Raw genomic sequence first — 22,488 nt, forward strand, 5'->3', positions numbered from 1 at the left:
GTAAAGAAATCATCCAAAACAATAGATCCGATGTCAGGACCATTGTCTAAATACATTTTAAACCAGCCCTTTCAAGAGGTTTTAAGTGTCAAGTGTTATTGTTTGTAACCTTTTGGATGTCTTTTAGGTGACTTACGGCACCTTTTGATATTATTTTCTTATCCTTTGAAAGATAGTAGGCAAAGGGAAAAATCTTAGTTTTATAAATAATTTCATCTATTGGGGGATATTCAACAACAGATATTCCTAGCTGTCTCATTTTTTTAACTTCTTCATTTTCCGGTTTTTTTTTTGATAGATAAACATTGATCACTTTTGGAGCCAGGGAATTTTTAATCTCACTTATATTTTTGATGATTTCCAAGCATGTGAGACAGGTATCTGACAGAAATAACACAAGTCTATCGTGATTAACTTGCTGTTTGTCAGACATTGGAAATATGCTATTTATTGCTAAGCCGTGGTCACTTAATAAATTATTAGAGCTGTTCTTTTTTTGTCTCTTGAGGGCGATGTAAATAGAACTGGTGACTATAAAAGTAAAAAAAACAATAATTATAGGTATTATTGGAATCATCTCTTCTCCAAATACAATTTACTGGAAATACAATAACACATTCAGCTGTGAGCTGAGGCAATTACACATTCAACTCACAGCTCTTAATTAGGATTCTAACAACAACTAAAATTCGATCTAGATCCGCATTCTTCCCGTGTGGTGCAGTCAATTAAGAGGGTTTCCGAAAAATTATTCCCGGTAAATTGACTGCATAGGTAGAAGGTTTTTTGACGGCATACTTCAGGTCCGTCTACCTGACATTGGCAAATCTGTATTCTAGGTTCAATACCTAACGCTTTTGAAATAAATTCCATTATTTTCACCTCCTTTCAAAAATATAATGGTTTTTTATCCTGCCAGAATAGATGTTAATTCTTCTGTATCTTTTAATTCATGAATTTCTGTAATGACGCCTCCCTGGTTAAAGGAAACAATTAATGGTACTTTTTCAATTCCGAAACTATTCATTAAGCGGGTAGAACGTATTAAAGGGAAGTTGTACTGTTTGTCATTAATATTCATGGAGGAATCTTTTGGCCTGTCTGGTTTTAAAACTAAATAATTCTGTCTGCCAGTTCCATGCTGCAGCATATCGAGTACCCGGTAACAGGAGCCGCAGTGGTCACTTAGAAAGACCAGTTTTGTTACACTGCCCATTATTTGATCCGACGATATAAGCCCGCCTCTCTGATCCTTTGCCTTAAAGCTAGGTAGCTTATCATCAATATTTAATGCTTTTTTTCCAGTGTTTTCGTTGAAGTTATTGATATGAGTAACAAATATTCTTGTTAACAAGTAAATAAAAACGAGTATAATACCTAGAAATACCCAAAGTAATATGTTGGATACCATTAAAATAGTATTCATATAATTTAAGCTCTCCTTATTACTGATTTCTGTTCATCAGGTGCTCGATTTCTTTGATTTTTTTAAATGTGAAATAGGAAGGTACTGCAAGAATAAGCGGAATTACAATATAAAACATTTACTTATGTCCTCCTTAACAGGGGATAGTCTCGTTCATTACTTCTATTTCTTCTCCCATGGAGTAAAGCTGATAATACTCTCCGTGCTTCGCAACGAGTTCATTATGAGTACCTTGCTCTATGATTTCACCTTCTTTTAACAGAATGATCTTATCAGCGTATCGGGCAGAAGCAATTCTATGAGATATAAAAATAACTGTTTTATCTTCAGAATTAGTAAGTAACTCTTTAAATACTTCCATCTCGGACCTTGAATCCAACGAAGCTGTTGGTTCGTCAAGCACTAATATATCTGAATGCCTGTACAAAGCTCTGGCTAATGCGGTTTTTTGCCATTGCCCTCCAGAGAAGTCAACTCCGTAATGGATATAATTCCCCAGATATGTGTTGTACTTTTCCGGTAAATTTGAAATCATTCCGTGTATTCCCGCCTTCGTACTAGCAGAGATCACTCTGCTATCGGAATGGGAAGATTCACTATCAACATCACCGAAGTATATATTCTCCTTTACAGTATAAGGGAATTTTAAGAAATCCTGAAAAATAACAGCGTATGTTTTTCTTAAGCGATCGTCAGGCATATGTTTAATATCTTCGCCCATTATGCGGATTTCACCCTGGTACTCTTTATAGAGTCCCAGCAGACATTTGATAAGAGTTGTTTTTCCGGAGCCATTGCTGCCTATTATCGCTATTTTTTCACCTTTATTGATGGAGAAACTTATACCCTTTAGTGTACAAACCGTCTGAGTCGGATAACGGAATGTCACATTCTGAAGAGATAAATATTCCGTACTGCTAGTTTCCTCTGGGGATAAACACACGGCTTCCAGGTGCTCCTCCAGGTCAAAAAAGACCTTGAGATCTTTTAGATATAATAGGCTGACCTTTAGGTCTGAGTAAATTACCGTTAACCGGTTGAGAGCAGTTTGGGTATTGTTCAGGGCTTGATTGACTATTAAAAAGTCACCGATCTGAAGCGACCCTATCCGTCTCATTACAACTAATACAAAGACAGAGGTGAAAATGTAGAATACAGAAGTGGCTGATTCAGTACTCATTTTTATTATGAATAATGACTTTTCTGCTCCTCCATAGGTAGCTGATGCACCAGGAAAATAATTTAAAGTACATGAACTAATCCCCGCTTCTCAGAGTTTTCCACTAAACCTCCTCCAGTCTTCAACTACCGAATCGAAAATCGCACTGCCTTTAATTATATTTCCCTTGGAATCTACTAATAAATAGTACGGCGCTATTGGAAAGCCATTGTTAGCAAGCAAATTATCTTCAATATCAAAAATGGATATTCGGCTTTGAAACTGCTGATGGAATTTTTCTTTAAGCGGTGTTTCGGACTCACTGCCTAACAAGCTGGTGAGTGGTAAATTTTCAGTGGCATGCTCATTCAAAAGACGTTCCAAATTCTCATAGCATACTGAACAGCTTGCATTTGAAATAATTATAATAAATGGAGAATTAAAAAGACGCAGGGGGAATTGGAAAAGAGCATTAACATTCTGTCCCACTTTACTGGCTTTGTTCCTTAATTTAACTTGTGAAACGTTTGAAAATATCGGGACGAGGATTTGAAAATTACTGATAGTCATTTTTGAAATGGATAAACAAATAAAAAATAGTGTAAAAAATACAAAAAATATAATATAGGAATTCAATTTGCTTACCTCCAAAATATGTATATTTGATACATGAGAAAATAATATACTTTATAATGGAAAAAAACATGAGTCTTTATTACCTTTTTATGTCGAGAAATGTAAAATAAATACTTAAGAAGAATCATAAGTTAAATTTTATCTGAATATGTCGGACTGATGAGGTTTTGATTTTAAGGAAAGAGCGAACTAATCTGCGCTAAATATCAAAAAGTATTGAAAAAAACAGAAAACATTAATACAGGTGGGTTTAAAGGGGTTTATTACATCAATAGTTCATCACTAATTAAATGAATTGTGAAATAATCACCTGAGCCGATTGGACCGCCAAAGGCGCCGGCATTACTACCCTATGGAGGGAATATACCGGGAGCCTTTTTTGGCCGGCTTATGGAGGAGGAAGGGAGTATGACAGATGAAGAGTGGAAGCGCCTGGATGAGGCCGACTGGCTCTTCCGCAAGATAGTTAGGTGGTTCGTGAAGGTGCGTGACTGGGTGAGGGCGAGAGGGAGCGAATATGAATATCTTAAGAAGGCTTATGCCAGTGGGTACCCATATTCTATTGTTTGGGGTGCATCAGTTTTTTTGGCATCTGTGACAGTCTATAGAGCTTGGTGTTACCTTTATGGCAAGCCAACCTGGAAGGAGATCATCTCTATCTTCTCACACGATCTTGGTTATTGGGGTAAGCCCAATATGGACGGTGAAGAAGGAGGATGGTATCCGGAGGTGCGTGCTAAAATCGTTAAGAGATGGCTTGGTGAGGAGTATCAAAAACTGGTTTTATACCACAGCAGGCATTATGCAAAGTTGCACAGCGAATTACCAATCAAGCTCTGTTGGGCGGATAAATTGTCCATTATGTTTGATCCCAAATGGTTTTATTTGTTGAGGGCCAGGAGTACTGGTGAAATCAAGGAATATCGTAAAAACGCAGGTTCAATGGAAGTTTGGAACTTGTCCGATTCCGAATGGGTTGACTGAATTTCGGCTAATTTCGTTGAAGCTGCTTGAATAGGGACCATCCATAGGGAGCGTGCCTAGGTTCATCGCAGATTAGAAATTACCTCCCGGAACTATTTTATTGTAATTTACTCAACTTTCGGTGCGACCAAGCCTAGGTTGTGAAGTTTAGCAGGTGGAAATCCTGCTTGGAAAGGCTAAAGCCAAGCCATCAATAGCGAGTCTTGGACGGCTGGAAGTAATTTCAGACGTTAAGCGTAGACAGCCAGATAGTAGGCCTGAAAGTGATAGAGCCTCGAAAAGAGTAAACCGGAGAGGTCGACGTTGTCGAAAGTACGGAAGACCATACTCATTCATGCGTTAAAGGCAAGTAGGGATGAGCTCTCCCGGGGTCGGAGAGCCAGGCATGCTATACAATGACTTCACTGCAACTTGGGAGACCCTGTCAGTTCTCCCGGTGGGGGAGTATGACAAACAACCGATCAAAAGGAAGAATGTCAAATGACGAACAGGGAGTCGGATCACTGCGTACTACCGATGAAGCCGAGTAATGTCGGCAAAGGGAAGGCAGTGACATATCATCAATCTTGTTAAGGACACATTTTCTACACACAGGGGTAGGTTAAAAGTGCAAACAAAACTGGCAAGAATAGCAAACATAGCAAAAGAAAATCCAAAGGAGTCTTTCACATCGCTGTATCACCTCTTGAATGAGGAACTGCTGACACAATGCCACCTTGAACTAGACGGTAGCAAAGCTACGGGTGTCGACCAAGTTACGAAGGCAATATATGAAGAGAATCTGGAATCAAACATTAAAAACTTGGTAGAACGGCTGAAGAGGAAGAGCTACCGACCACAACCTGTAAGAAGGGCCTATATACCCAAGGATGAGAAGAGCACAAGACCGCTCGGAATCCCTTCCTACGAGGACAAAATCGTGCAATTGGGACTGAACAAGATCCTCCAAGCCATTTACGAACAGGACTTTCTGAACCTATCCTACGGTTTTCGCCCAGGGAGAAACTGTCATGACGCACTGAAAGCATTGAATCGAAATATTGAATATGGAAGAACCAGCTACATCGTGGATGCCGACATTCGTAGTTTCTTTACGAAGGTCAATCACGAATGGCTCATGAAATTCCTTGGAGTAAGAATTGCAGATTCACATATCCAAAGGCTAGTCAGACGTTTTCTGAAAGCCGGGATCATGGAACAAGGGAGATGGGAGCCGACAGAAGCCGGAACCCCACAAGGTTCAATTGTTTCTCCGGTATTGGCAAATCTTTATCTGCATTACGCCTTGGACTTATGGTTTGAGGTCGTAGTGAAGAAAGCATGCCGGGGCGAAGCAAGTATGATTAGATACGCCGATGATTACGTATGCTGCTTTCAGTACAAGGTTGATGCAGAACGATTCTATGAGGCATTAATCAAACGGTTGGCCAAATTCGATCTGGAAATTGCAGAAGAGAAAACGAAAATTCTGGAATTTGGACGTTTTGCCGAAGAGAACCGGAAGCGAAAGGGACAGGGAAAGCCTAAAACGTTTGATTTCCTGGGTTTTACTCATTATTGCAGCAGGAGCAGCAAGGGAAAGTTCAGAGTGAAGAGAAAAACGAGTGCGAAGAAGTTCAAATCTAAAGTGAAAGCATTCAAGAATTGGCTGAGAACGGAACGCCATCAAGACGTGGAGGAACTAATGAAGACGATACGAGCCAAACTAATCGGGCATTATCGCTACTATGGAATAACGGACAACAGCAGAGCAATGTCCGTATACAAATTCCAGATATCTAAAACGTTACTGAAATGGTTGAATCGCAGAAGCCAGAGAAGGAGTTTCACGGCAGATAAATATAACCTTTTCCTGCAGCGTAATCCTTTACCAGAACCTAAAATCTACGTGAACATATACGGATAATCCATGCAGTATTGCGAAAGATGATATGAGGAGCCGTATGCCTTAATTGGGCACGTACGGATCTGTGAGGGGCGTGAGTCGTGAGGCTCACGTCTACTCGACCACCTGAAAAAATGGCTTAAACCCTTGAGCGCGTAAGGAGAATTCAGTGGATTTACTCGTATTGACAAAAAAACCTCACTTGTTTGGTATCATGGAAGTGTCGAGCAACCATGCCAACAAGAAAGGTGCGTAACCCTATGTTACAACAACATTCCCTGTCTGAACAGTCTCGCTTTTCCAAACTTTTTGCCACTCTTCACATTGGAAAAACCCTGCGACAAGCGGGCATTTCTAAAACCTTCGGTATTTCCAGTCTAGCCGTTTTTCAAATCGTGTTCTCTTTGGTTTTCGAAGGGAAGAATTGGTTCCGACTTCTGGAAAGTGACCGCGGAGCAGATCTTCCCGGCAAGGACGTTATTTATCGGTTCTTGAATCAAGCATCTTTTGCTTGGCGGCGCTTTTTGCAGGCTTTAAGTCTTCGCATCGTGCGTCACTTCGAATCGCTCATTTCCTCTCAGCGCGTACGTGTATTCATTATCGACGATTCCGTTTTGAGCCGAAACCGGAGCAAAAAAGCAGAGTTATTAGCACGAGTTTTTGACCACTCCACAGGCAAATTCACCAAGGGCTACACCATACTAACCCTGGGTTGGTCGGACGGCTTTAGCTTTGCTCCGCTTGAGGTTGAGTTAATAAGAAATGGGAAATCGCTGCGAACTTGTTCATCTTACGCAAAGCCGGCTTCAATCAAACGACTATGTACCTCTTGCGTGAATCCCTAGAATCTTTAAGTATTAAACAATCATGCTGGCAGCAATTATTTAATATTTATCAGCTGGAATTAGACATCGATTCTCCTGCGAACGTACGGGAATACCGTATGTCGGGGTTCACATATCAAGACTACGAAGAGATTCTAAGGTAGTATAAGAATAAGAGTCATTAGTCTTGCCCGTTTTCTAAAAAAGTTCATTTCAGATTATGGGATCAACAAAAATTTGAGGTGGTGAGTTACTCTTGAAGGTATACATAAAAAAAGGCCCTGATAATGAAATCGCGAACCATAATTTTTATGCTGCTTATGACGGATTTAAACAAATGGGTTATGAAATACGCTATTTCCAAGACGTGAATGAGTTGTCTGGTCATCAAAAGGAAGATGTTATTGTCAGTTATGTCGAGGACGTCAGAACCATGCTTAGCAAATACGAGATTGTTGCACCAGAAATGGACTATCCAGAAGAATTAACTGCATTTTTGGGGAGAAAAGTATGGAAGTCAAGACTGAGCATAATTGCAAATAATCCAGGAGAATGGAATGTATTCATTAAGCCGGTTGAGGATAAAAAGTTTACCGGAGTTGTGGTTAGAAGCACGAAGGATTTAATGGGATGCGGGACATACGGTGAAGATCCTGTGATACTATGCTCGGATGTGGTCAAATTCGTAGCGGAGTGGAGATGCTTCGTCAGATACGGGAATATTCTAGATGTTCGCAGGTATAGAGGGAATTGGAGATCGCAGTTCGACTATCGAGTCATTGAAAATATTGTCTTGCAATACAAGTCTGCTCCCCAAGGATACGCTGTAGATATTGGTATAACCGATAAAGGAGAAACTTTACTAATTGAAGTTAATGATGGGTATGCGCTGGGACATTATGGGCTGTTTTCTTTGGACTATGCGAAGTTATTATCCGCAAGATGGTCAGAATTGACGAATACGACTGATGAATGCGCCTTTTAAGTCACAAAAACATATACAGCAATTATTGAACTTACTTACCTCTGCATATGGGTTGGAAGCACCAGGAATAAGTTATATTTTCCTATTATGATAATAATTCACCTTACTTTCGAATCTATAGGAGAACCGGTATGACGGATGGGATTTATTTCGTTTGGACTCTTCATGTTATTGGGATTAGACTGAGGAAAGAATGGTAAAGTACATTTACGGCAGTTCGATGAACAGAGAAGTACAGAGTATCTAAAAAAAACAGAAATCAACATTACCATTATTACCGACCTGAATAATGAAAAGGAGAAGGGCGTTCTCTCAAATTGAGATGACGCAATGCTTGTTTTTTTGAAGTGTTGTGTATTGCAAGAAGAAAATTGTAAGAAATCATTTTTAAGATTATCTTAGAACTTTTAAGGTTGTACCTGTACCTCTGTCAACAGAGTAGACACAAAGAATCGAGATTAAATGTGTCAATCCTGCAGGTTATTTGTATTTTTTATTTAGAAACTCAATGATCGCTGAATTATACGTATAGCTTTAGACAGATATAAAAAGTACTGTACTGTGGTATACTCGAAATATAAGTGGAAATGAGGTGTTTCTATATTGATGGACCTTACGCAGGATCTTGCCAAATTGATCCGACTAACAGGTGACCGTGCGAAATTGGATGCTAAAGCAAATGGGACATATATAGTATATAAGACAAATGAGGGGCACATCGTTAAAGAATACAGCACAGGTAAGATCGAGAAAATGAATGAACAGAACTTTACCCATGAATGAGACAACTGCAACGATGTTTGTGTTTGCAGGTAATAATGGAAGTGGTAAGAGCACAATCCGCAACTTGATTGTTGACCTGCTTGGAGTAAGTGTAAATATTGATCCGGATGCACTCGCCCGTAAAATTAATAATGGACATCCTGAAAAGAGTAAAGTATCTGCTGGGAAAGAAGCCATAAGAATAGCCAGGGAGTGTATCCGAAATAAGTGGGATTTCACTGTGGAAACCACCTTAGCGGGTGGTAACGTTATAAGGCAGATGAGGGATGCAAAGGAACAAGGCTTTGATATTATTGTGTTTTATGTGGGACTAGGGGATGTTCGGCTAAATATTGAACGTGTTGCTCTACGTGTGAAAAACGGTGGCCACCATATTGAAACCGATGATATTATTAGACGCAATGTAACAAGTATGAATAATCTGTTGTCTCACTTAGACCTAATAGATCAATTAGTCGTTATTGATAATAGTAAAGCAGATGGTGAAATTATTCTTGGAGCGGATAAAAGCGGAATAAAATATTATTCAGATGAATTGCCTGAATGGGCACAAGCAATCGATCTAAAATTACAGATTAAATATAAAACGCAAAAGTAAACCAAATCGAATCGGGAGCGATCGCATTTGGTTTATTTTTATTTGATATCGTATCGTGTCCATAACCTCAAGAAATTCGATAACACAGGCGAGGATATGGAGGATCTGATTTCCATCGGCACGATCGGACTGATCAAGGCCATCGAAAGCTACCGGCCCAACAAGGGCACGAAGCTCGCGACCTTTGCTGCTCGTTGTATAGAAAACGAAATTTTGATGCATTTAAGATCATTGAAAAAGACCCGCAAGGACGTCTCTCTCCATGATCCAATTGGGACTGACAAAGAAGGTAATGAAATTACACTCATTGATATCCTTGGCTCCGAAGCAGATGATGTCATTAAAGAAGTCGATCTCAAGATTGAAAAGAGCAAGATCTATCGTAATCTTGATATATTGGATGAACGTGAGAAGGAAGTCGTCGTCGGCCGCTTCGGCCTGGACACTGGCGGGGAAGAGCGGACGCAGCGGGAGATTGCGAAGGACTTGGGGATCTCGCGGAGTTATGTGTCGCGGATTGAGAAGCGGGCGCTGATGAAGCTGTATCATGAGTTTTATAAGGCGAAGCGGTGAGAGTATCGGGTCTGTCTTTTGACAGACTCTTTTTGTTGTCGGAATGTGGACGTATAGTTCAAAAATAAATATGTAAAAAGTAGGATTTTCATGTAAAACATTTGAAATCTGATGTTATAATTTGGATAAATATGATTCTATAGTAATTTGGAGGGGGAAAATGATTAGATCTATAGAAAAGTATTTAAATATAAAGTCATAAGTGGGAGCAGAATGAGGCAGAATTTGTTTGAAAGAGGATCACTCAGCAGAATAGCAATAAGACAGAATTGAAATGGCATCAATGTCAGAATGAAGGAGATAAAATGTGGAAAAGATCGATCAGCAATGTTATTGGTGTGGAAAAAAAGCAACTACACGTGAGCATGTGAACTGTGACCGTATTTGTGGAAAGTTTAAAAAAGAAGACCTTTAAGAAGCGGTTAATAGGTGACTCCTGAATTCATCGGGAGTCATTTTTTTTAATGCCCATTGATATCGCTCGGAGTTATAGTAGGCGATATAGTCATCCACCCTTGTTCGTAATTCCACGAGAGTCATACATGACTTGTACTCCAAATCATCCTTCATATGGCCAAAGAAGCTCTCGATGGCGGCGTTATCCCAGCAGTTTCCTTTCCGTGACATGTACTGTGTAAACCCAGCTTTGTGTACGAGAAGGCGGAATCTAGGATGAGTATAGTGCATTCCTTGATCCGAGTGTAACAGAGCTTCTGGATGAATATTGCCATCCAGTCGTTCAAGTAGTTTCTCCAGTGTTCGTTCTACAATTGGCATGGCCAATGACGAAGAGAGGTAGTGAGCTAGAATCTGTCTCGTAGCCCCGTCTTTCACCACGGATAAATAAGCACATTGTCCATCGCCATAATGCATATAGGTAATATCCGTCAGTAGCACTTTCTCGGGCTCTCTTTGGTCAAACTGACGCTTGAGTAAGTTGGGACACGTTTGGTGCTCTTGTGTGGCTTTTGCCATCTTCCGATAGGGATTGGCTTGCCGGATCGTAGCAATGAGCTTATATTTTCGCATTAATCTTCGAATTTTCTTATGATTCATGATGATACCGTTCTCCCGTTCCAGCCTCATCTTCACGACCAATGCTCCTGCTCTACCCTTTAAAGCATCATAGTGTTTCTTGATGAGGAAAGCGTCACGCTCGTCCGCTTCCTCTCGCAACTGTCTGGCTTCCTCAACAGCTTGCCAACGGTAATATCCGCTTAAGCTCACACTGGCTAGCCTGCACAAATAACGCGTCACTCGCTGCAAACCGTGCTTACGTATCGTTTGGTTAATAATTTCAAAGCGCTCGGAGGGTGTCAATGTTCCCTCTGCATCTTCTGCTTTTCGAGCGCCTCTAGCTTTTTTAAAAAATCGTTCTCCATCTCCAAAAGCTTGATTCGTGCCTCTGCACGTTTGAACTTTTCCTCGATAGAAAGTTCTCCAGCTGGTCGTCTGCCCGGGGATCCCTTTCCTCGTTGTTCCTCTAGTAATCCAGCATCTCCCAGAGCATTGTACGTATTACGCCAACGGGTTAGGCAATGCTTAGGCTTCTTGCGACCGATAATATCTACGTCAAATCCCGCACTAAGGAAGATTTCCATTGGAGTTTGACCCTCCTTATAGGCCTTAACCGCAGCCAACTTAAACGTTGACGAATAGGTGATACTCTTTTCCGTCACGTTCTCTACATTTGGATTGTTCTCTAGTAGTTTAATCTCTTTTTCGTTGAATATTTTTGAGCTTCCTCTTGTTTTATTATTCATGAAGGCTTCCTCCGCTATTTCGCTATTTCGATTAAAACACAAATGACCCATAAGAGGGTCACTTTTTTCAAAGTTTCCATCTTACGGGTCACAGTTCACATGTTCCACCAAGGTGTCTTTTTCCAACAGATAAAGATGTAGGGGAACATTTTAAACAATCTTTCCGTTCCGAATTAATCACCGTTCCTTCGTGTGACGAGCATAACTCTTTGAAATCAGGTGAAGATGAATATCTAATGGCTTGTTTGACTGCAAGAGTTGGCAACAATCTTATAGCGTATGCACATACACAAACCAAGCTGAGACGATCTTTGCGGCTTCATAGAAATTTGTTAGAAATTGAGAAGAATTTAAACATTTATAATTAATGAAAGAGAGGTTCCTGTCTCAATAATCAATCTTGATGTTCCTCGGTTAAGTTATTCTTTTGAAGCAATTGCGAGAGCTCTATTTTTTCATAAGTATCGTGCTCAGCATAAAGGGAAATGTGTCGTTGCATCGGATATGTTTTTATCACCAGATGCATCGGCTGCGGGATCAAATCAATTTATTAGAAATGGAATAAGAATGTTTGAAAAGGAGCAAGGTTACTGGAATACACCAATACAAGGGAAAAATCCTATGGTTTTTACATATCAATTTAGTCCGTTAGATGGCTTTGGGTCGCATACCTTAGCTTTAAAATTCTATGAACAAACCAATGTATATGTTTGCATGGCGGATATGATTAGACTTAAACCTTATGAGAAGGAATTTGATGTGGCTAGTAAAATTTTTGGACTTAGGAAATAACGTGGGTCGTGAGCGAACAAGTTTTTAATTCATTTTAGAGGTGAGTTAATGAGAAATCAAATCGAATTAAATAAATGTATAAGTTATCTAACCCGATGGATAAGCGAGATACGATTACAAAATGCGATTAGATACTACGATATTAATAAAATTTCAGAAAACTTATCTGCGTTTATCCTAAATGAGCTTTATGGATACAATTTAATTAATGCTAATAGTGAAGTCACTAATGCTTGTGCTGTTGATTTAATAGATCGTGAAAATAATATTGCTGTTCAGGTTACTTCAAGGGTTGATGGTAAAAAAATAAAAAAGACATTATCTGATTTCATTGAAAATAGAATGGAGCTGTCCTATAAAAATGGTATCAAATTTCTAATCTTAAATTTTGAAACGGTAAAGAAAGGAAACTATAAATATAATAGTATCTACAAGGATTTTGACTTTTCAACTGATGTAATAACAGACAGGATGCTTATAAAAAGAATAGAAGAAGTATATCAAACGAACTATAATCAATTCTTATCTTTATTAAAAAAAATGCGGCATGAATTTGGCGCTGAAAATGTAAGGATTAAAGATGATCTTGAAATCCTAGAGGAAATCTATAATTGTTTTGATAGACCTGCCTTTTCAACTCCTTTTTATCAAGAAAGTAATTTACCAGGTTTTATCAAAGCTATTGAAGGAACGATAGAAGCTCTGAACACTGGAGTATACAGACTCAGAGATGGAAGTGTCATTAAGAACATAAGTCCGAGATCAAAATTAAATGATAAAGGGATAAGAGAAGTAGTATCTTCGATAATCGATGACCTTATTGACTTGAGGTATTTGTATGAAGAGCTTATTCGCAAAAACGAAATTAAGTTATGTGGATGTAATGATGAAAACTGTGGAGTTCACTTCATTTCACCTTATGCAATTGAAGAAATGGATAGAGCGAGGAAGAACATACTCTTAAAATTTAAAGGTATTTATAGGGGTTTTGAAATGAAGATAAGATACTGAATATGACTCGGTGCCTGTGATGAGTGTGCAGTATAACAAGTAACTAAAAACAGCTAGAGCAAGCGGACCCAGTGACACTGGCCCGCTTGCAGCTCATGTCTATTACCACCATTTGTACCTATTACGCTCCAGCTTTTTTTGGTCTGCGTTCTTTTTGTGATTCCTTCTTCCGAACAATTCGTCTTCACGAGCAATTGTGGGGTCATACCAGTCAGCCTTGGCTTTTGCCCATGAAATCCATTCTATTGTCTTAGGATTGAAGTTTCCAGATACCTCAACAGCTGCAATGTAACGTCTCATTTTGCAAGCGATATCGTAGTCCTCCGAAAGATTTTCTAGCATAAGCGTTTGGTCGACTTCTTCGTTAAAGCGTTGACGATATTCCTCTTTTCGACGTTCCTCTTCTTTGCGTTTGCGTTCGGCTTCTTCTCGGGCCTCGCGCTCTTGCCGGAGTATATCAGATGCCTCGTAAAACGCGATCATTAGATCGCCAAGGCGTTCTTCAATAACGTATGATTTGCAATCACGAAAGCTTTTAGCACTGTATACCGAAACTGTAATCCGGCCATTGTAAACATAGTCATGCTTTCTGATTTTTGGTTTTGACGCCCATGTATTGCGGCGCTTGTCTTCCTCATACTGTAGTAGTTGAAGATTTTCTTCTTTAGTAGGAATATGCTTAATCTCGTCCTGTGCTTCTGTCACTGAAACAGAGACCGTTTCGCCATTGACAATAAATCTTAGATCATTAGTTAGTGAGCATTCGAGCGGTTCCATAGCTTTGATTAGCGCATCAAGGATGTGTAGCACCCGAGGCAAAGATTCTTCAGACACTGCATCGGCAAGAAAGAGTGTAGTATCCATACTTCTCCGATTGTAACCTCTTGATTCTTGTTCCTTGTGTTTTTTCTTCCATTCCGTGATTGCTCTGCGGTGGGCTACAATTGTCGAATGCATTTTAGCGTTTTCACCGGGAAGCATGATTTGCGTTGCAACGGAAAGAATGACACGTCTATCTTCTTCATTCAGAAAGCTAAGTGTTTCCTTTTCAATCTGTGGAGTAAAATCCGTTCCAGTTCTTGCGCCTGATTTTTTGGTGGGCTTGCTGCTTATCGGAAGCGGTATGCGAGTTACAGGTTTATCTGCACGAAGCTTGGCCCAATATCCAACTGGAGGTGTGGGGATATCTAACGATTGACAGATCTTGCGGATTGCGACATCCGAGACAGCATATCGCTTTGCTATTTCGGTTACGGGGGCCAGCCATACTTCATTGTATAAGATCTCACGATCATAAATATTGTAGGTTCGTCCAAATTGCTCATACGTTTCTGGTGGTCCAATCATTTGAGCGACTTCGCTGGGTTCATCTTTCTTTGTTGTCGGAGGAAAGAGTATCTGTTCCTCAACTTGTAATGCAGAGGATTCGGCAACAACCGCATCCTTTGCAGATCTACCGGAATTTTCATCAGTTATGATTTGCTGCTTCTTTTTACGAGTAGACGGAATGGTTCTTGAAATTACAACTTTCTCGTCTGCCGGTTCCGGTAATTCCAGTTTGGTTACAGGCTTGCTGAAATTGAGCTTGGTCCAGTATCCAGACGCGGGTATCGGAATGCCCGCCTCTTTAATCTGCTTCATAAGGTGAGCGTAAGTAAGATTATACTTTTTGGCTACTCCAGCAACAGATATACTCCAGATTTCTTCATACAATTGCTTGCGAGTCATTTCAATATCCGAATACTCAGGCATAGCACTTTCTTCCTTTCCTTCACTCGACCAGTTCTCTTCAATAGTGGGAAAAACCGCAGACGTCATCCTGATGGTTTGCTCTGTTTGTACTACTTGTTGATCTTCTTTAAAAGAATCACTAAAACTCGTTTCATTATCTTCATTCTGCATTTCATGAATTTTATTTGGTACTAAGATTGCGTCGAATTGTTTGATCCCCCCAATCCCTCGTTTTCGCTTAATAGAAAAACCAAATCCCGTTTCATTTCTTCGAATTGATTAATAATCGTATTTAGATTTTTCTCAATATTTTCAACCTGAATTGCATTGATCTTTCCGTGATTATAGGCAATAAGTCGCTCCGGTACGATGGAATAAGACCAGCTCTCTCTGTATTGCTCTTCATTATTGATTGCAAAGCCAATAGGCAACAAATCGTTGCGCATGCCGAGTGTCAGCATATTTGGAGATATTCCCAAATAGTCCGCAGCAATTTTAATTGTAATTTTGGGCATATTTCTGATCTCATCATCCGAATACTTAGCCATATGTTACACCTCCTTAATATGGTCTCAGCTACATCGGTATATTGGAATTTATATCCTGATAATACTATAAAATGGTGTGTAGTACAGTTGTTTTTCAGTGCTCATGTAACGGTACCAGGGCTGATGTGCCAAATCCCCCTGATTGATATTCTTGGATCTGAGACAGACGACATTATTAAAGAGGTTAATCTCAAGATCGAGAAGAGCAAGATCTACCGCAACCTCGACATTCTGAACGAGAGGGAGAAGGAAGTTGTTGTCGGGCGGTTCGGCCTGGACACTGGCGGGGAAGAGCGGACGCAGCGGGGTATCGCGAAGGATCTCGAGGAGTTATGTTTCGAGAATAGAGAAGAGGGCGCCATGAAGCCGTATCATGAGTTTTATAAGGCGAAGCGGTGAGACTATCGGTTCTGTCTTTTGACAGACTCTTTTTTGTCGAAATTTAAACATGTAGTTCAAAAGAATTATGTAAAAAGCAGGATTCCCATGTAAAACATTTGAAATATGATGTTATAATTTGGATAAATGTGATTCTATAAAAGGTAATTTGGAGGGGTTAAGGTGGCTCGGAGTTTTGGAAGTACTGTTAATAAAATGATTAAAGAAACTGCGAAAGCGCAACGTGCAGCTGAAAGATCCAGAAATGCCGCTATTCGTGAGCAGGAAAGACATTTAAGATTGCAGCGGCAATATGAACGTGAGAATGAGCGTGCTATTAGGCAGTCAATACGCGAACAAAAGGCATATGAAAAAGAACAAAAGGTACTATACATAGAAGGACGAAAAGAAGAAACGAATGATTATAATGAAGAAATTCTTTACCGGCTAAATGAATTTAAAACAATTATAAGTGAAACGCTCGGTGTGGATGACAAGATCTCATTCGAATCACTTTATAAGAAGGATGAATATCCTGCGTACGTTGAACCCCACGTTAAGCGACTTCCAGCTAATTCGATACCAGAGCGAGAAAGCTTTTTTGCAGGAGTGACTATGGAAGCCCCTTTAATAGAGAAAATCACCGGCCTCGGGAAAAAAGCGCGTCTCAGATCTATTGAAGCAGCGGAGAATACATACAACTATGCCCTTCGTAATTATGAGTCTGCAGAAATGAGAAAAAACGAACTGATTAAGGAAAATGAAACATTCCTCAACTCTGCAAGAGCTGAATATGATGAAGCAAAGCGTTTATATCTTGAGGAAATAGCTTCTCATAATAGTTTCATTGATGATTTTAAGAGTAGCTATTTCGATAAAGACAAAGAGGCCATTGAAGCTTATAACACATTGATTTTGGAACGTTCTAACTACAGTGATATCTTTCCGCAAACCTTTAATTTGTTTTATTTGGAAGAAAGCAAAGAATTATTAATAGAGTATGAATTACCGAATGTAACGGCTGTACCGAAGAATAAAGAATATAAATATACACAGAGCCGAGATGAGATCAAAGGCGTTCCGTTTAAACCTAAGGAATTAAATGAAATCTACTCTATACTTGTGGCTTCAATAGCACTCCGTACACTTCATGAGCTTTTTGAAGCTGACCATGGCAACCATTTGGATTCTGTTGTATTTAATGGAGTGGTATTTACAGTGGACTTAAGTACAGGGCTCGATATCCGGCCTTGTATTTTAACTATTCAGACCAAGAAAGACGAGTTCACTAAATTTGATCTTGCTAGGGTGGATATCCTTGCCTGTGTAAAAGGCCTTAAAGCCCAGCTCTCCCCTTCAGTAACTGAACTCACTCCAGTTAAGCCAATTGTTGATCTTGTCATGTACGATAAACGATTTGTAAATGAAAGAGATATGATATCTACGCTTGATGCACGAACCAATCTTTTGGAGATGGACCCTTTTGATTTTGAACATCTGGTTTGTAACTTGTTTTCGAAAATAGGTCTTGAATCCAAACTGACACGTTCTAGCCGAGACGGTGGAGTTGATGTCATTGCTTTTGATCCGCGTCCGGTATTTGGTGGGAAATACGTAATTCAGGCGAAAAGATATAAGAATACTGTAGAGGTAGCTGCAGTTAGGGATTTATATGGTACCATGATGAACGAGAATGCATCCAAGGGGATTTTGGTTACCACATCAACGTATGGACCCGATGCCAGAAGTTTCGCCAAGGACAAGCCCATTGAATTAATCGATGGCCGGGTGCTTTTGCATATGTTAGAGGAGCAGGGGATTCATGCGAAGATACAGTTGTGAAGTGCTCTATGAGGAATCCGTATTAGGAAAGGTGTATTAATGGATATCATATTGAAAATTGTGCTCAGTGGTACTATCCCGATACTTATAAACTTGGTGATAAAAGCATTAACATCTTCGAGTTTTGATAATTTGTTTTATTTGAAGCATCAGAAAACACAACAAAGAATTATTTTATATGTGGTACTTGGAGTTCTTTTTTTAGCTTACGGTTCATTGCTAACGGCAGTTTATGCTTCATTTGTAAAAATGAAATACACCATTGTCGTAGCCGCAATCTTCATAGTGTTATTCTTATTGGGGATTATGATTTTAGGAATCTTATGCAGCATTAAATGGATGAAAGGAAAATGTTCAGTCAAAAAATTTACATTATCAGAAACTAAGGCTAACCGATTAACCTTTACCGTCTTCATGTGTAACATGGTCGTATTTGCAGTATCATTTTATGACACAATGAACATAACTGGTTTGGAGAGAACAGAGTATGTGGTCAAGATTCTAGTCTGTATAGGACAGTTCTGTTTATACGCATTCCTTATTTTGAAATCTTATTTTTACTTGATAGACTTTACCCGACATCAGTGGAATTATGTCATTTCGCCAACTCCAGAAGATATTGATAAAAGGTATCTTTATGTGCTTTACTCACTTTCACCAACCCAAATGGTATTGTCGGAGAGCATTGAAAACGTAGAAAATCCGTCGAGTGTTTATTTGTTTGATATAACAAAACAGACGTATATTCACTTTGAGCGAGTGGCTACGTTGAAAGGATAAGGGGAGAAGATGATTAAACTGCGAACTTATGATTTAGAAGATGAAGTGAAGGCACTGATTTTGACTGAACGTGAAGATGATTACTGGGATTTTAAAGTGAAACACCATTTGAACAAAGCCAACCTGCTACACGATATTATTTGTATGGCAAATAATCGGGTTGATAGGGATGCTTACATTATTTTTGGGATCTCTGATGTAACCTTTGAGGTAGTGGGCATTGAGAATGATGATAATCGAAGAAATCAACAGCAGATGATAGACTTCTTAAAATCAAAAAGATTTATCTCCGGAATTAGGCCTAGAGTTGAGTTAAGGACATTAATGTTGGCTGGCCATAAGATTGATATTTTAATCATCAAAAATAGTACTGATACACCATGTTTCTTGACTGAGGACTTTTCCGATAATGGTAGGAAGGTCAGAACCAACCACATCTACACTCGAGTGGGCGATACTAATACAGACATAGATAAAAGCGCAGATATTAATAATGTAGAGTACCTTTGGAAAAAGCGATTTTTGCTAACACGTTCTCCATTTGAGCAGATTATAGAACGTCTCAAAAACAAGAACGAATGGGAAAGAAACGAAGATACTTATTTCAATGTTATAAAACCTGAGTGTACTATTGTTTTGGAATATGACGATGAGGATCGTGAACTACTACCTGAATTTTATGCATATGCAGTCAGTAATCCATCGACAATGTATCAAATGTTGAGTGTTAAATATTATGGTACTCAACTGTATGGTAGACAGGTAGTGGTATTAGATAGTGGAAGGTACATTACCCCTACACCTGATTGGGAGTTTCTTTATTTCGGAAATTACGGTTTCCGTACTGATTATGCCTTTAAATATTTTATGAAAAATAGTCCTTTGTATAAATTAAACGAATTCTTATACAATGAAGAACAACATGAAGCAAGCATTGCTCGAAGAAGATTCTTCGAAGTCGTTCTGTTGTTTGAAGACTCACTAGAGAAGGATGCGTTTCTTGAATATGTACATCTGAACAAAGAAGACTTCTTGAACAAGTTGGCTGCCTTAGATGGAAAGTGGTCATGGATTGAGGCTAACACCAAGCGACAAGAAGAGCAAGTTGTAATTCGTTTGAAAACAGGGAAAGTATTAAATCAAATGCTCATTAATTTTCGTCAGTGTACATTTAAATAAAATCAATAAATTGAGGTGTAATGAAACAAATGGAAAATTATAATGAGAGCATTATTGAGATTATAACTAAAGTCGAAACGCTCTTTGAAGCGGCTATTTTAGCATCAAATAAAGCAGATGCTAAACCGTTTCTCAGCGAAATAAGATCACTAGAAGTTAGTTTAAATCTAACTCCATATCTAAGGATTGTGTTTAATGAATTTCTGGCATATGCGGAGAATGCTTCCGGTCAAGTGAAAGAAAAAGAACACTGGAAAGCAGCAGCTGAACAAAGCCTATACAAATTAACTTCTGGATTAAGATAACAGAAGTTAAAGAATAATCATTAAGCTCAACAAATAATGATTCTATTAAGCCTCTTCTGGAGGAGAAAGTGGCCTGTAGTTTTGGATGTACAGTTAATAAAAATGAACAGCGCTCATAGGAGGGACTATGGCTAACATTTTTGAAAATTTAAAGTTATTAAAAAAGGATATGGAAGATAGAGGTTGGGTAATTGACTCGTTTATATTTAGCTATAACAATGAAGATTTTATCGTATTAGTAAAGTTGTTTGTGGGAAATGAAAAAAAGAAAGAAAAATACGCACTTGTAAAATTAGAATTCTTAAGACAGTCTGATTTAAATAGTAGTTTGCAAGTAGAAGCAAACTCTAATGCACTGTTTATTGATACAAAAACATTGAGAGAGTATTTTAAAATAGAATATAATGAAAATCTGGGAGATATACTTCGACAATTTAAGGAATATTTTTCGAGGTTCATTCCCATAGAAGTGGTTGAGGATAAGAGTGATGACCAATTGAGAGTAATTGTTGCTTATTTGAGTAAAAGTGACTCGGAAAATCCTAATAAATTGTATTGTTATCAAGTTAGAAGGAATGGATACAAATCGGACGGAACGTTAGCTCAAAGAAGTTTTTACAATGATAATAAGACTAGAATCTTGCGGAGAATTTTGTATACAAAATTAAAAAATGAAAAAAATATAAGTTTTTGTTATTCGGAAAATAAAAATGATGAAAATACCGATGAAATAATATTAGCAAATTGGGTTAAAAAACAAAAAGTCAAGTATTGAGTCACAGTTAAAATGCAAATACTAATTTCGTCCCACTATGCCACATCCTTTCTCGGAGGAAATAACTTCACTTTAATCGGTGTCTGAGCCGTAGACGAAGGTACTAAAAATCATGGTATTGGTAATGATGGTAAATCCCACGGCCAATTACTGAAGAGATACATAATTGTATTTACAGACCATCCCCATCCGAAATTAAAGAATACATGTGGATAGGACACAATAGGATAATGAGGGTAAGAACCGTTAAATTGAGTAACATTTCTCCTTAATTGCTTTTGCACTAAATCATAATATGCGATGAAAAAAATTCGACAATACAGGCGAAGACATGGAGGACCTGATCTCCATCGGTACCATCGGACTGATCAAGGAGATTGAGAGCTACCGCCCGAACAAGGGATCGAAGCTTACCACGTCCGCGGCCCGATGTATTGAAAACGAAATCCTGATGGACCTCCGCTCGCTGAAAAAGACCCTCAAAGACGTGTCTCTCCACGATCCAATTGGGACAGACAAAGAGGGGAACGAGATCACTCTCATTGATATCCTCGGCTCGGAGACGGACGATGTGATTAAGGAAGTGGATCTGAAGATTGAGAAGAGCAAGATATATCGCAATCTCGACATTCTCGATGAACGCGAGAAAGAGGTCGTCGTCGGCCGCTTCGGCCTGGACACCGGCGGGGAGGAGCGGACGCAACGGGAGATTGCCAAGGATCTGGGGATTAGCCGCAGTTACGTATCACGAATTGAGAAGCGTGCGTTAATGAAGCTGTATCATGAGTTTTATAAGGCGAAGCGCTGAGATTATCGGGTCTGTCTTTTGACAGACTCTTTTTGTTGTCGAAATTTGGACATGTAGTTCCAAAGATTATGTGAAAAGTAGGATTCCTATGTAAAACATTTGAAATTTGATGTTATAATTTGGATAATACAAGTCTTTTATTGCGTAATCTGGAGGGGGACACGATGAGTATTTCAGTTTTTCTGAGCTATCCAAAACCATATGTAAAAAGGCAGCAAGAATTTGTAGAGCAATTAAACGTTATTTGAGAGGTAGAGGATTTTCGCCTAGGACTTTAGGTGTGACTGATTACGACATGGATGCTCCACTTACTGCCATTCGAAGATTAATGTTAGAATCAAACGGTATAATTACTATAGCATTTAGAAGGGCTTTTATTGAGAAGGGGATTGGAAAACCCAATGGTGATATAGGACAAGATAGTTATGATATTTCAAACAATTGGATGACAAGCCCATACTCCCACATTGAACCTGCGATGGCATTTCAAATTGGATTACCAATCTTAATTTTTAGAGAAGATGGAGTAATTGCTGAAGGTATTCTTGAGCAAGGTGTAACGGGATTGTATATGCCGGAATTCAATCTTGATAAGCAAATTAATTATTTTGATACATTAGAATGGACACAAGTTATAGGGAAATGGGAGGGACATGTTCGCTCTGTGGTTCAGAATAAAGGCTGTCCTCCAAAATTATATTAATTAAAAAATTTAATTATCTT

Annotated in this window: 20 protein-coding genes and 4 pseudogenes; 17 read left to right on the forward strand and 7 right to left on the reverse strand. The window is 39.0% G+C overall.

Annotated features, from left to right (window positions below; translation table 11 throughout):
* Positions 1-88: 88 nt before the first annotated feature.
* The 4 genes and pseudogenes from H70357_RS07440 to H70357_RS07455 all read right to left on the reverse strand — a co-directional run bounded on the left by H70357_RS07440 (position 89) and on the right by H70357_RS07455 (position 3,221).
* The gene (locus H70357_RS07440) at positions 89-577 is read right to left on the reverse strand and encodes a hypothetical protein (protein ID WP_038587449.1); all 489 of its coding nucleotides are present in this window, start codon (positions 575-577) and stop codon (positions 89-91) included.
* A gap of 330 nt (positions 578-907) precedes the next feature.
* Positions 908-1,426 (reverse strand): peroxiredoxin family protein, encoded by a 519-nt coding sequence (locus H70357_RS07445; RefSeq protein ID WP_038587452.1) that lies wholly within the window; start codon positions 1,424-1,426, stop codon positions 908-910.
* Between the two features lie 133 nt (positions 1,427-1,559).
* Positions 1,560-2,276: pseudogene (locus H70357_RS07450) on the reverse strand (ABC transporter ATP-binding protein); the annotation flags it as partial.
* Between the two features lie 420 nt (positions 2,277-2,696).
* Entirely contained in the window at positions 2,697-3,221 is a 525-nt protein-coding gene (locus tag H70357_RS07455; protein WP_038587455.1) for a hypothetical protein, read from the reverse strand.
* 408 nt (positions 3,222-3,629) lie between these two features.
* On the opposite strand from H70357_RS07455, the gene H70357_RS07460 reads away from it, so the two are divergent.
* From H70357_RS07460 to sigK (H70357_RS07490), 7 genes and pseudogenes are all read left to right on the forward strand, one after another.
* Complete coding sequence (locus H70357_RS07460) at positions 3,630-4,205, forward strand: hypothetical protein (RefSeq protein ID WP_052091877.1); 576 nt, start codon at positions 3,630-3,632, stop codon at positions 4,203-4,205.
* A 607-nt stretch (positions 4,206-4,812) separates the two neighbouring features.
* Complete coding sequence (gene ltrA / locus H70357_RS07465) at positions 4,813-6,111, forward strand: group II intron reverse transcriptase/maturase (protein ID WP_038587459.1); 1,299 nt, start codon at positions 4,813-4,815, stop codon at positions 6,109-6,111.
* A gap of 239 nt (positions 6,112-6,350) precedes the next feature.
* Positions 6,351-6,863 (forward strand): annotated as a pseudogene (locus H70357_RS07470) (transposase); the annotation flags it as partial.
* 47 nt (positions 6,864-6,910) lie between these two features.
* A complete protein-coding gene (locus tag H70357_RS37060) occupies positions 6,911-7,078 on the forward strand; it encodes a hypothetical protein (RefSeq protein ID WP_368665134.1) in 168 nt (55 codons plus the stop codon).
* Between the two features lie 92 nt (positions 7,079-7,170).
* Complete coding sequence (locus H70357_RS07475; protein WP_038587462.1) at positions 7,171-7,899, forward strand: ATP-grasp domain-containing protein; 729 nt, start codon at positions 7,171-7,173, stop codon at positions 7,897-7,899.
* A gap of 775 nt (positions 7,900-8,674) precedes the next feature.
* Positions 8,675-9,280: an ATPase gene (locus H70357_RS07485; protein ID WP_038587468.1), complete on the forward strand. Its 606-nt coding sequence runs from the start codon at positions 8,675-8,677 to the stop codon at positions 9,278-9,280.
* A 27-nt stretch (positions 9,281-9,307) separates the two neighbouring features.
* Positions 9,308-9,853: an RNA polymerase sporulation sigma factor SigK gene (gene sigK / locus H70357_RS07490; RefSeq protein WP_081965718.1), complete on the forward strand. Its 546-nt coding sequence runs from the start codon at positions 9,308-9,310 to the stop codon at positions 9,851-9,853.
* Positions 9,854-10,264: 411 nt separating this feature from the next.
* Here the strand turns inward: sigK (H70357_RS07490) and H70357_RS35020 are convergent.
* Positions 10,265-11,616 (reverse strand): IS3 family transposase gene (locus H70357_RS35020; protein WP_156130828.1). Its coding sequence is split into 2 segments (ribosomal slippage): positions 10,265-11,229 and positions 11,229-11,616, totalling 1,353 coding nucleotides; the frame shifts between segments, so codons are not numbered across the junction.
* A gap of 504 nt (positions 11,617-12,120) precedes the next feature.
* Here H70357_RS35020 and H70357_RS07505 point away from each other — a divergent pair.
* Positions 12,121-12,408, forward strand: coding sequence for a hypothetical protein (locus H70357_RS07505; protein WP_156130829.1), 288 nt, complete (start codon positions 12,121-12,123; stop codon positions 12,406-12,408).
* Positions 12,409-12,456: 48 nt separating this feature from the next.
* A complete protein-coding gene (locus H70357_RS34200) occupies positions 12,457-13,419 on the forward strand; it encodes an SMEK domain-containing protein (RefSeq protein WP_052091879.1) in 963 nt (320 codons plus the stop codon).
* A gap of 102 nt (positions 13,420-13,521) precedes the next feature.
* On the opposite strand, the gene H70357_RS07515 is transcribed toward H70357_RS34200, so the two are convergent.
* Positions 13,522-15,321, reverse strand: a complete 1,800-nt coding sequence (locus tag H70357_RS07515; RefSeq protein WP_081965719.1) for a hypothetical protein — start codon at positions 15,319-15,321, stop codon at positions 13,522-13,524.
* A gap of 20 nt (positions 15,322-15,341) precedes the next feature.
* Positions 15,342-15,698 (reverse strand): hypothetical protein, encoded by a 357-nt coding sequence (locus tag H70357_RS07520; protein WP_038587481.1) that lies wholly within the window; start codon positions 15,696-15,698, stop codon positions 15,342-15,344.
* Between the two features lie 129 nt (positions 15,699-15,827).
* On the opposite strand from H70357_RS07520, the pseudogene H70357_RS07525 reads away from it, so the two are divergent.
* From H70357_RS07525 to H70357_RS07560, 8 genes and pseudogenes are all read left to right on the forward strand, one after another.
* Positions 15,828-16,097, forward strand: a pseudogene (locus H70357_RS07525) (sigma factor-like helix-turn-helix DNA-binding protein); the annotation flags it as partial.
* Positions 16,098-16,259: 162 nt separating this feature from the next.
* Positions 16,260-17,918, forward strand: coding sequence for a restriction endonuclease (locus tag H70357_RS07530; RefSeq protein WP_052091881.1), 1,659 nt, complete (start codon positions 16,260-16,262; stop codon positions 17,916-17,918).
* A 39-nt stretch (positions 17,919-17,957) separates the two neighbouring features.
* Complete coding sequence (locus H70357_RS07535; protein WP_038587484.1) at positions 17,958-18,698, forward strand: hypothetical protein; 741 nt, start codon at positions 17,958-17,960, stop codon at positions 18,696-18,698.
* Positions 18,699-18,707: 9 nt separating this feature from the next.
* Positions 18,708-19,877, forward strand: a complete 1,170-nt coding sequence (locus tag H70357_RS07540; protein ID WP_038587486.1) for an ATP-binding protein — start codon at positions 18,708-18,710, stop codon at positions 19,875-19,877.
* A 29-nt stretch (positions 19,878-19,906) separates the two neighbouring features.
* Positions 19,907-20,182, forward strand: coding sequence for a hypothetical protein (locus H70357_RS07545; RefSeq protein WP_052091883.1), 276 nt, complete (start codon positions 19,907-19,909; stop codon positions 20,180-20,182).
* A 127-nt stretch (positions 20,183-20,309) separates the two neighbouring features.
* On the forward strand, positions 20,310-20,957 hold the full coding sequence (locus H70357_RS07550; RefSeq protein WP_038587489.1) for a DUF6037 family protein: 648 nt from the start codon (positions 20,310-20,312) through the stop codon (positions 20,955-20,957).
* Between the two features lie 304 nt (positions 20,958-21,261).
* Positions 21,262-21,765, forward strand: a pseudogene (gene sigK / locus H70357_RS07555) (RNA polymerase sporulation sigma factor SigK); the annotation flags it as partial.
* Positions 21,766-22,045: 280 nt separating this feature from the next.
* Positions 22,046-22,468 carry a hypothetical protein gene (locus H70357_RS07560; RefSeq protein ID WP_197073658.1) on the forward strand — a complete coding sequence of 141 codons (423 nt, stop codon included), beginning with the start codon at positions 22,046-22,048 and terminating at the stop codon, positions 22,466-22,468.
* The last annotated feature ends 20 nt before the right edge of the window (positions 22,469-22,488 follow it).

The organism is Paenibacillus sp. FSL H7-0357 (assembly GCF_000758525.1).
Lineage (GTDB): Bacteria > Bacillota > Bacilli > Paenibacillales > Paenibacillaceae > Paenibacillus_AQ.

Coding starts and splice junctions, on each gene's coding strand:
- H70357_RS07545 (WP_052091883.1), top strand. CDS start 19,907: ATGGAAAATTATAATGAGAGCATTATTGAGATTATAACTAAAGTCGAA.
- H70357_RS07540 (WP_038587486.1), top strand. CDS start 18,708: ATGATTAAACTGCGAACTTATGATTTAGAAGATGAAGTGAAGGCACTG.
- H70357_RS07445 (WP_038587452.1), bottom strand. CDS start 1,426: ATGAATACTATTTTAATGGTATCCAACATATTACTTTGGGTATTTCTA.
- H70357_RS07515 (WP_081965719.1), bottom strand. CDS start 15,321: ATGCAGAATGAAGATAATGAAACGAGTTTTAGTGATTCTTTTAAAGAA.
- H70357_RS07440 (WP_038587449.1), bottom strand. CDS start 577: ATGATTCCAATAATACCTATAATTATTGTTTTTTTTACTTTTATAGTC.
- H70357_RS37060 (WP_368665134.1), top strand. CDS start 6,911: ATGTACCTCTTGCGTGAATCCCTAGAATCTTTAAGTATTAAACAATCA.
- H70357_RS07485 (WP_038587468.1), top strand. CDS start 8,675: ATGAATGAGACAACTGCAACGATGTTTGTGTTTGCAGGTAATAATGGA.
- H70357_RS07535 (WP_038587484.1), top strand. CDS start 17,958: ATGGATATCATATTGAAAATTGTGCTCAGTGGTACTATCCCGATACTT.
- H70357_RS07520 (WP_038587481.1), bottom strand. CDS start 15,698: ATGGCTAAGTATTCGGATGATGAGATCAGAAATATGCCCAAAATTACA.
- H70357_RS07460 (WP_052091877.1), top strand. CDS start 3,630: ATGACAGATGAAGAGTGGAAGCGCCTGGATGAGGCCGACTGGCTCTTC.
- H70357_RS34200 (WP_052091879.1), top strand. CDS start 12,457: ATGAGAAATCAAATCGAATTAAATAAATGTATAAGTTATCTAACCCGA.
- H70357_RS07505 (WP_156130829.1), top strand. CDS start 12,121: ATGTTTTTATCACCAGATGCATCGGCTGCGGGATCAAATCAATTTATT.
- H70357_RS07550 (WP_038587489.1), top strand. CDS start 20,310: ATGGCTAACATTTTTGAAAATTTAAAGTTATTAAAAAAGGATATGGAA.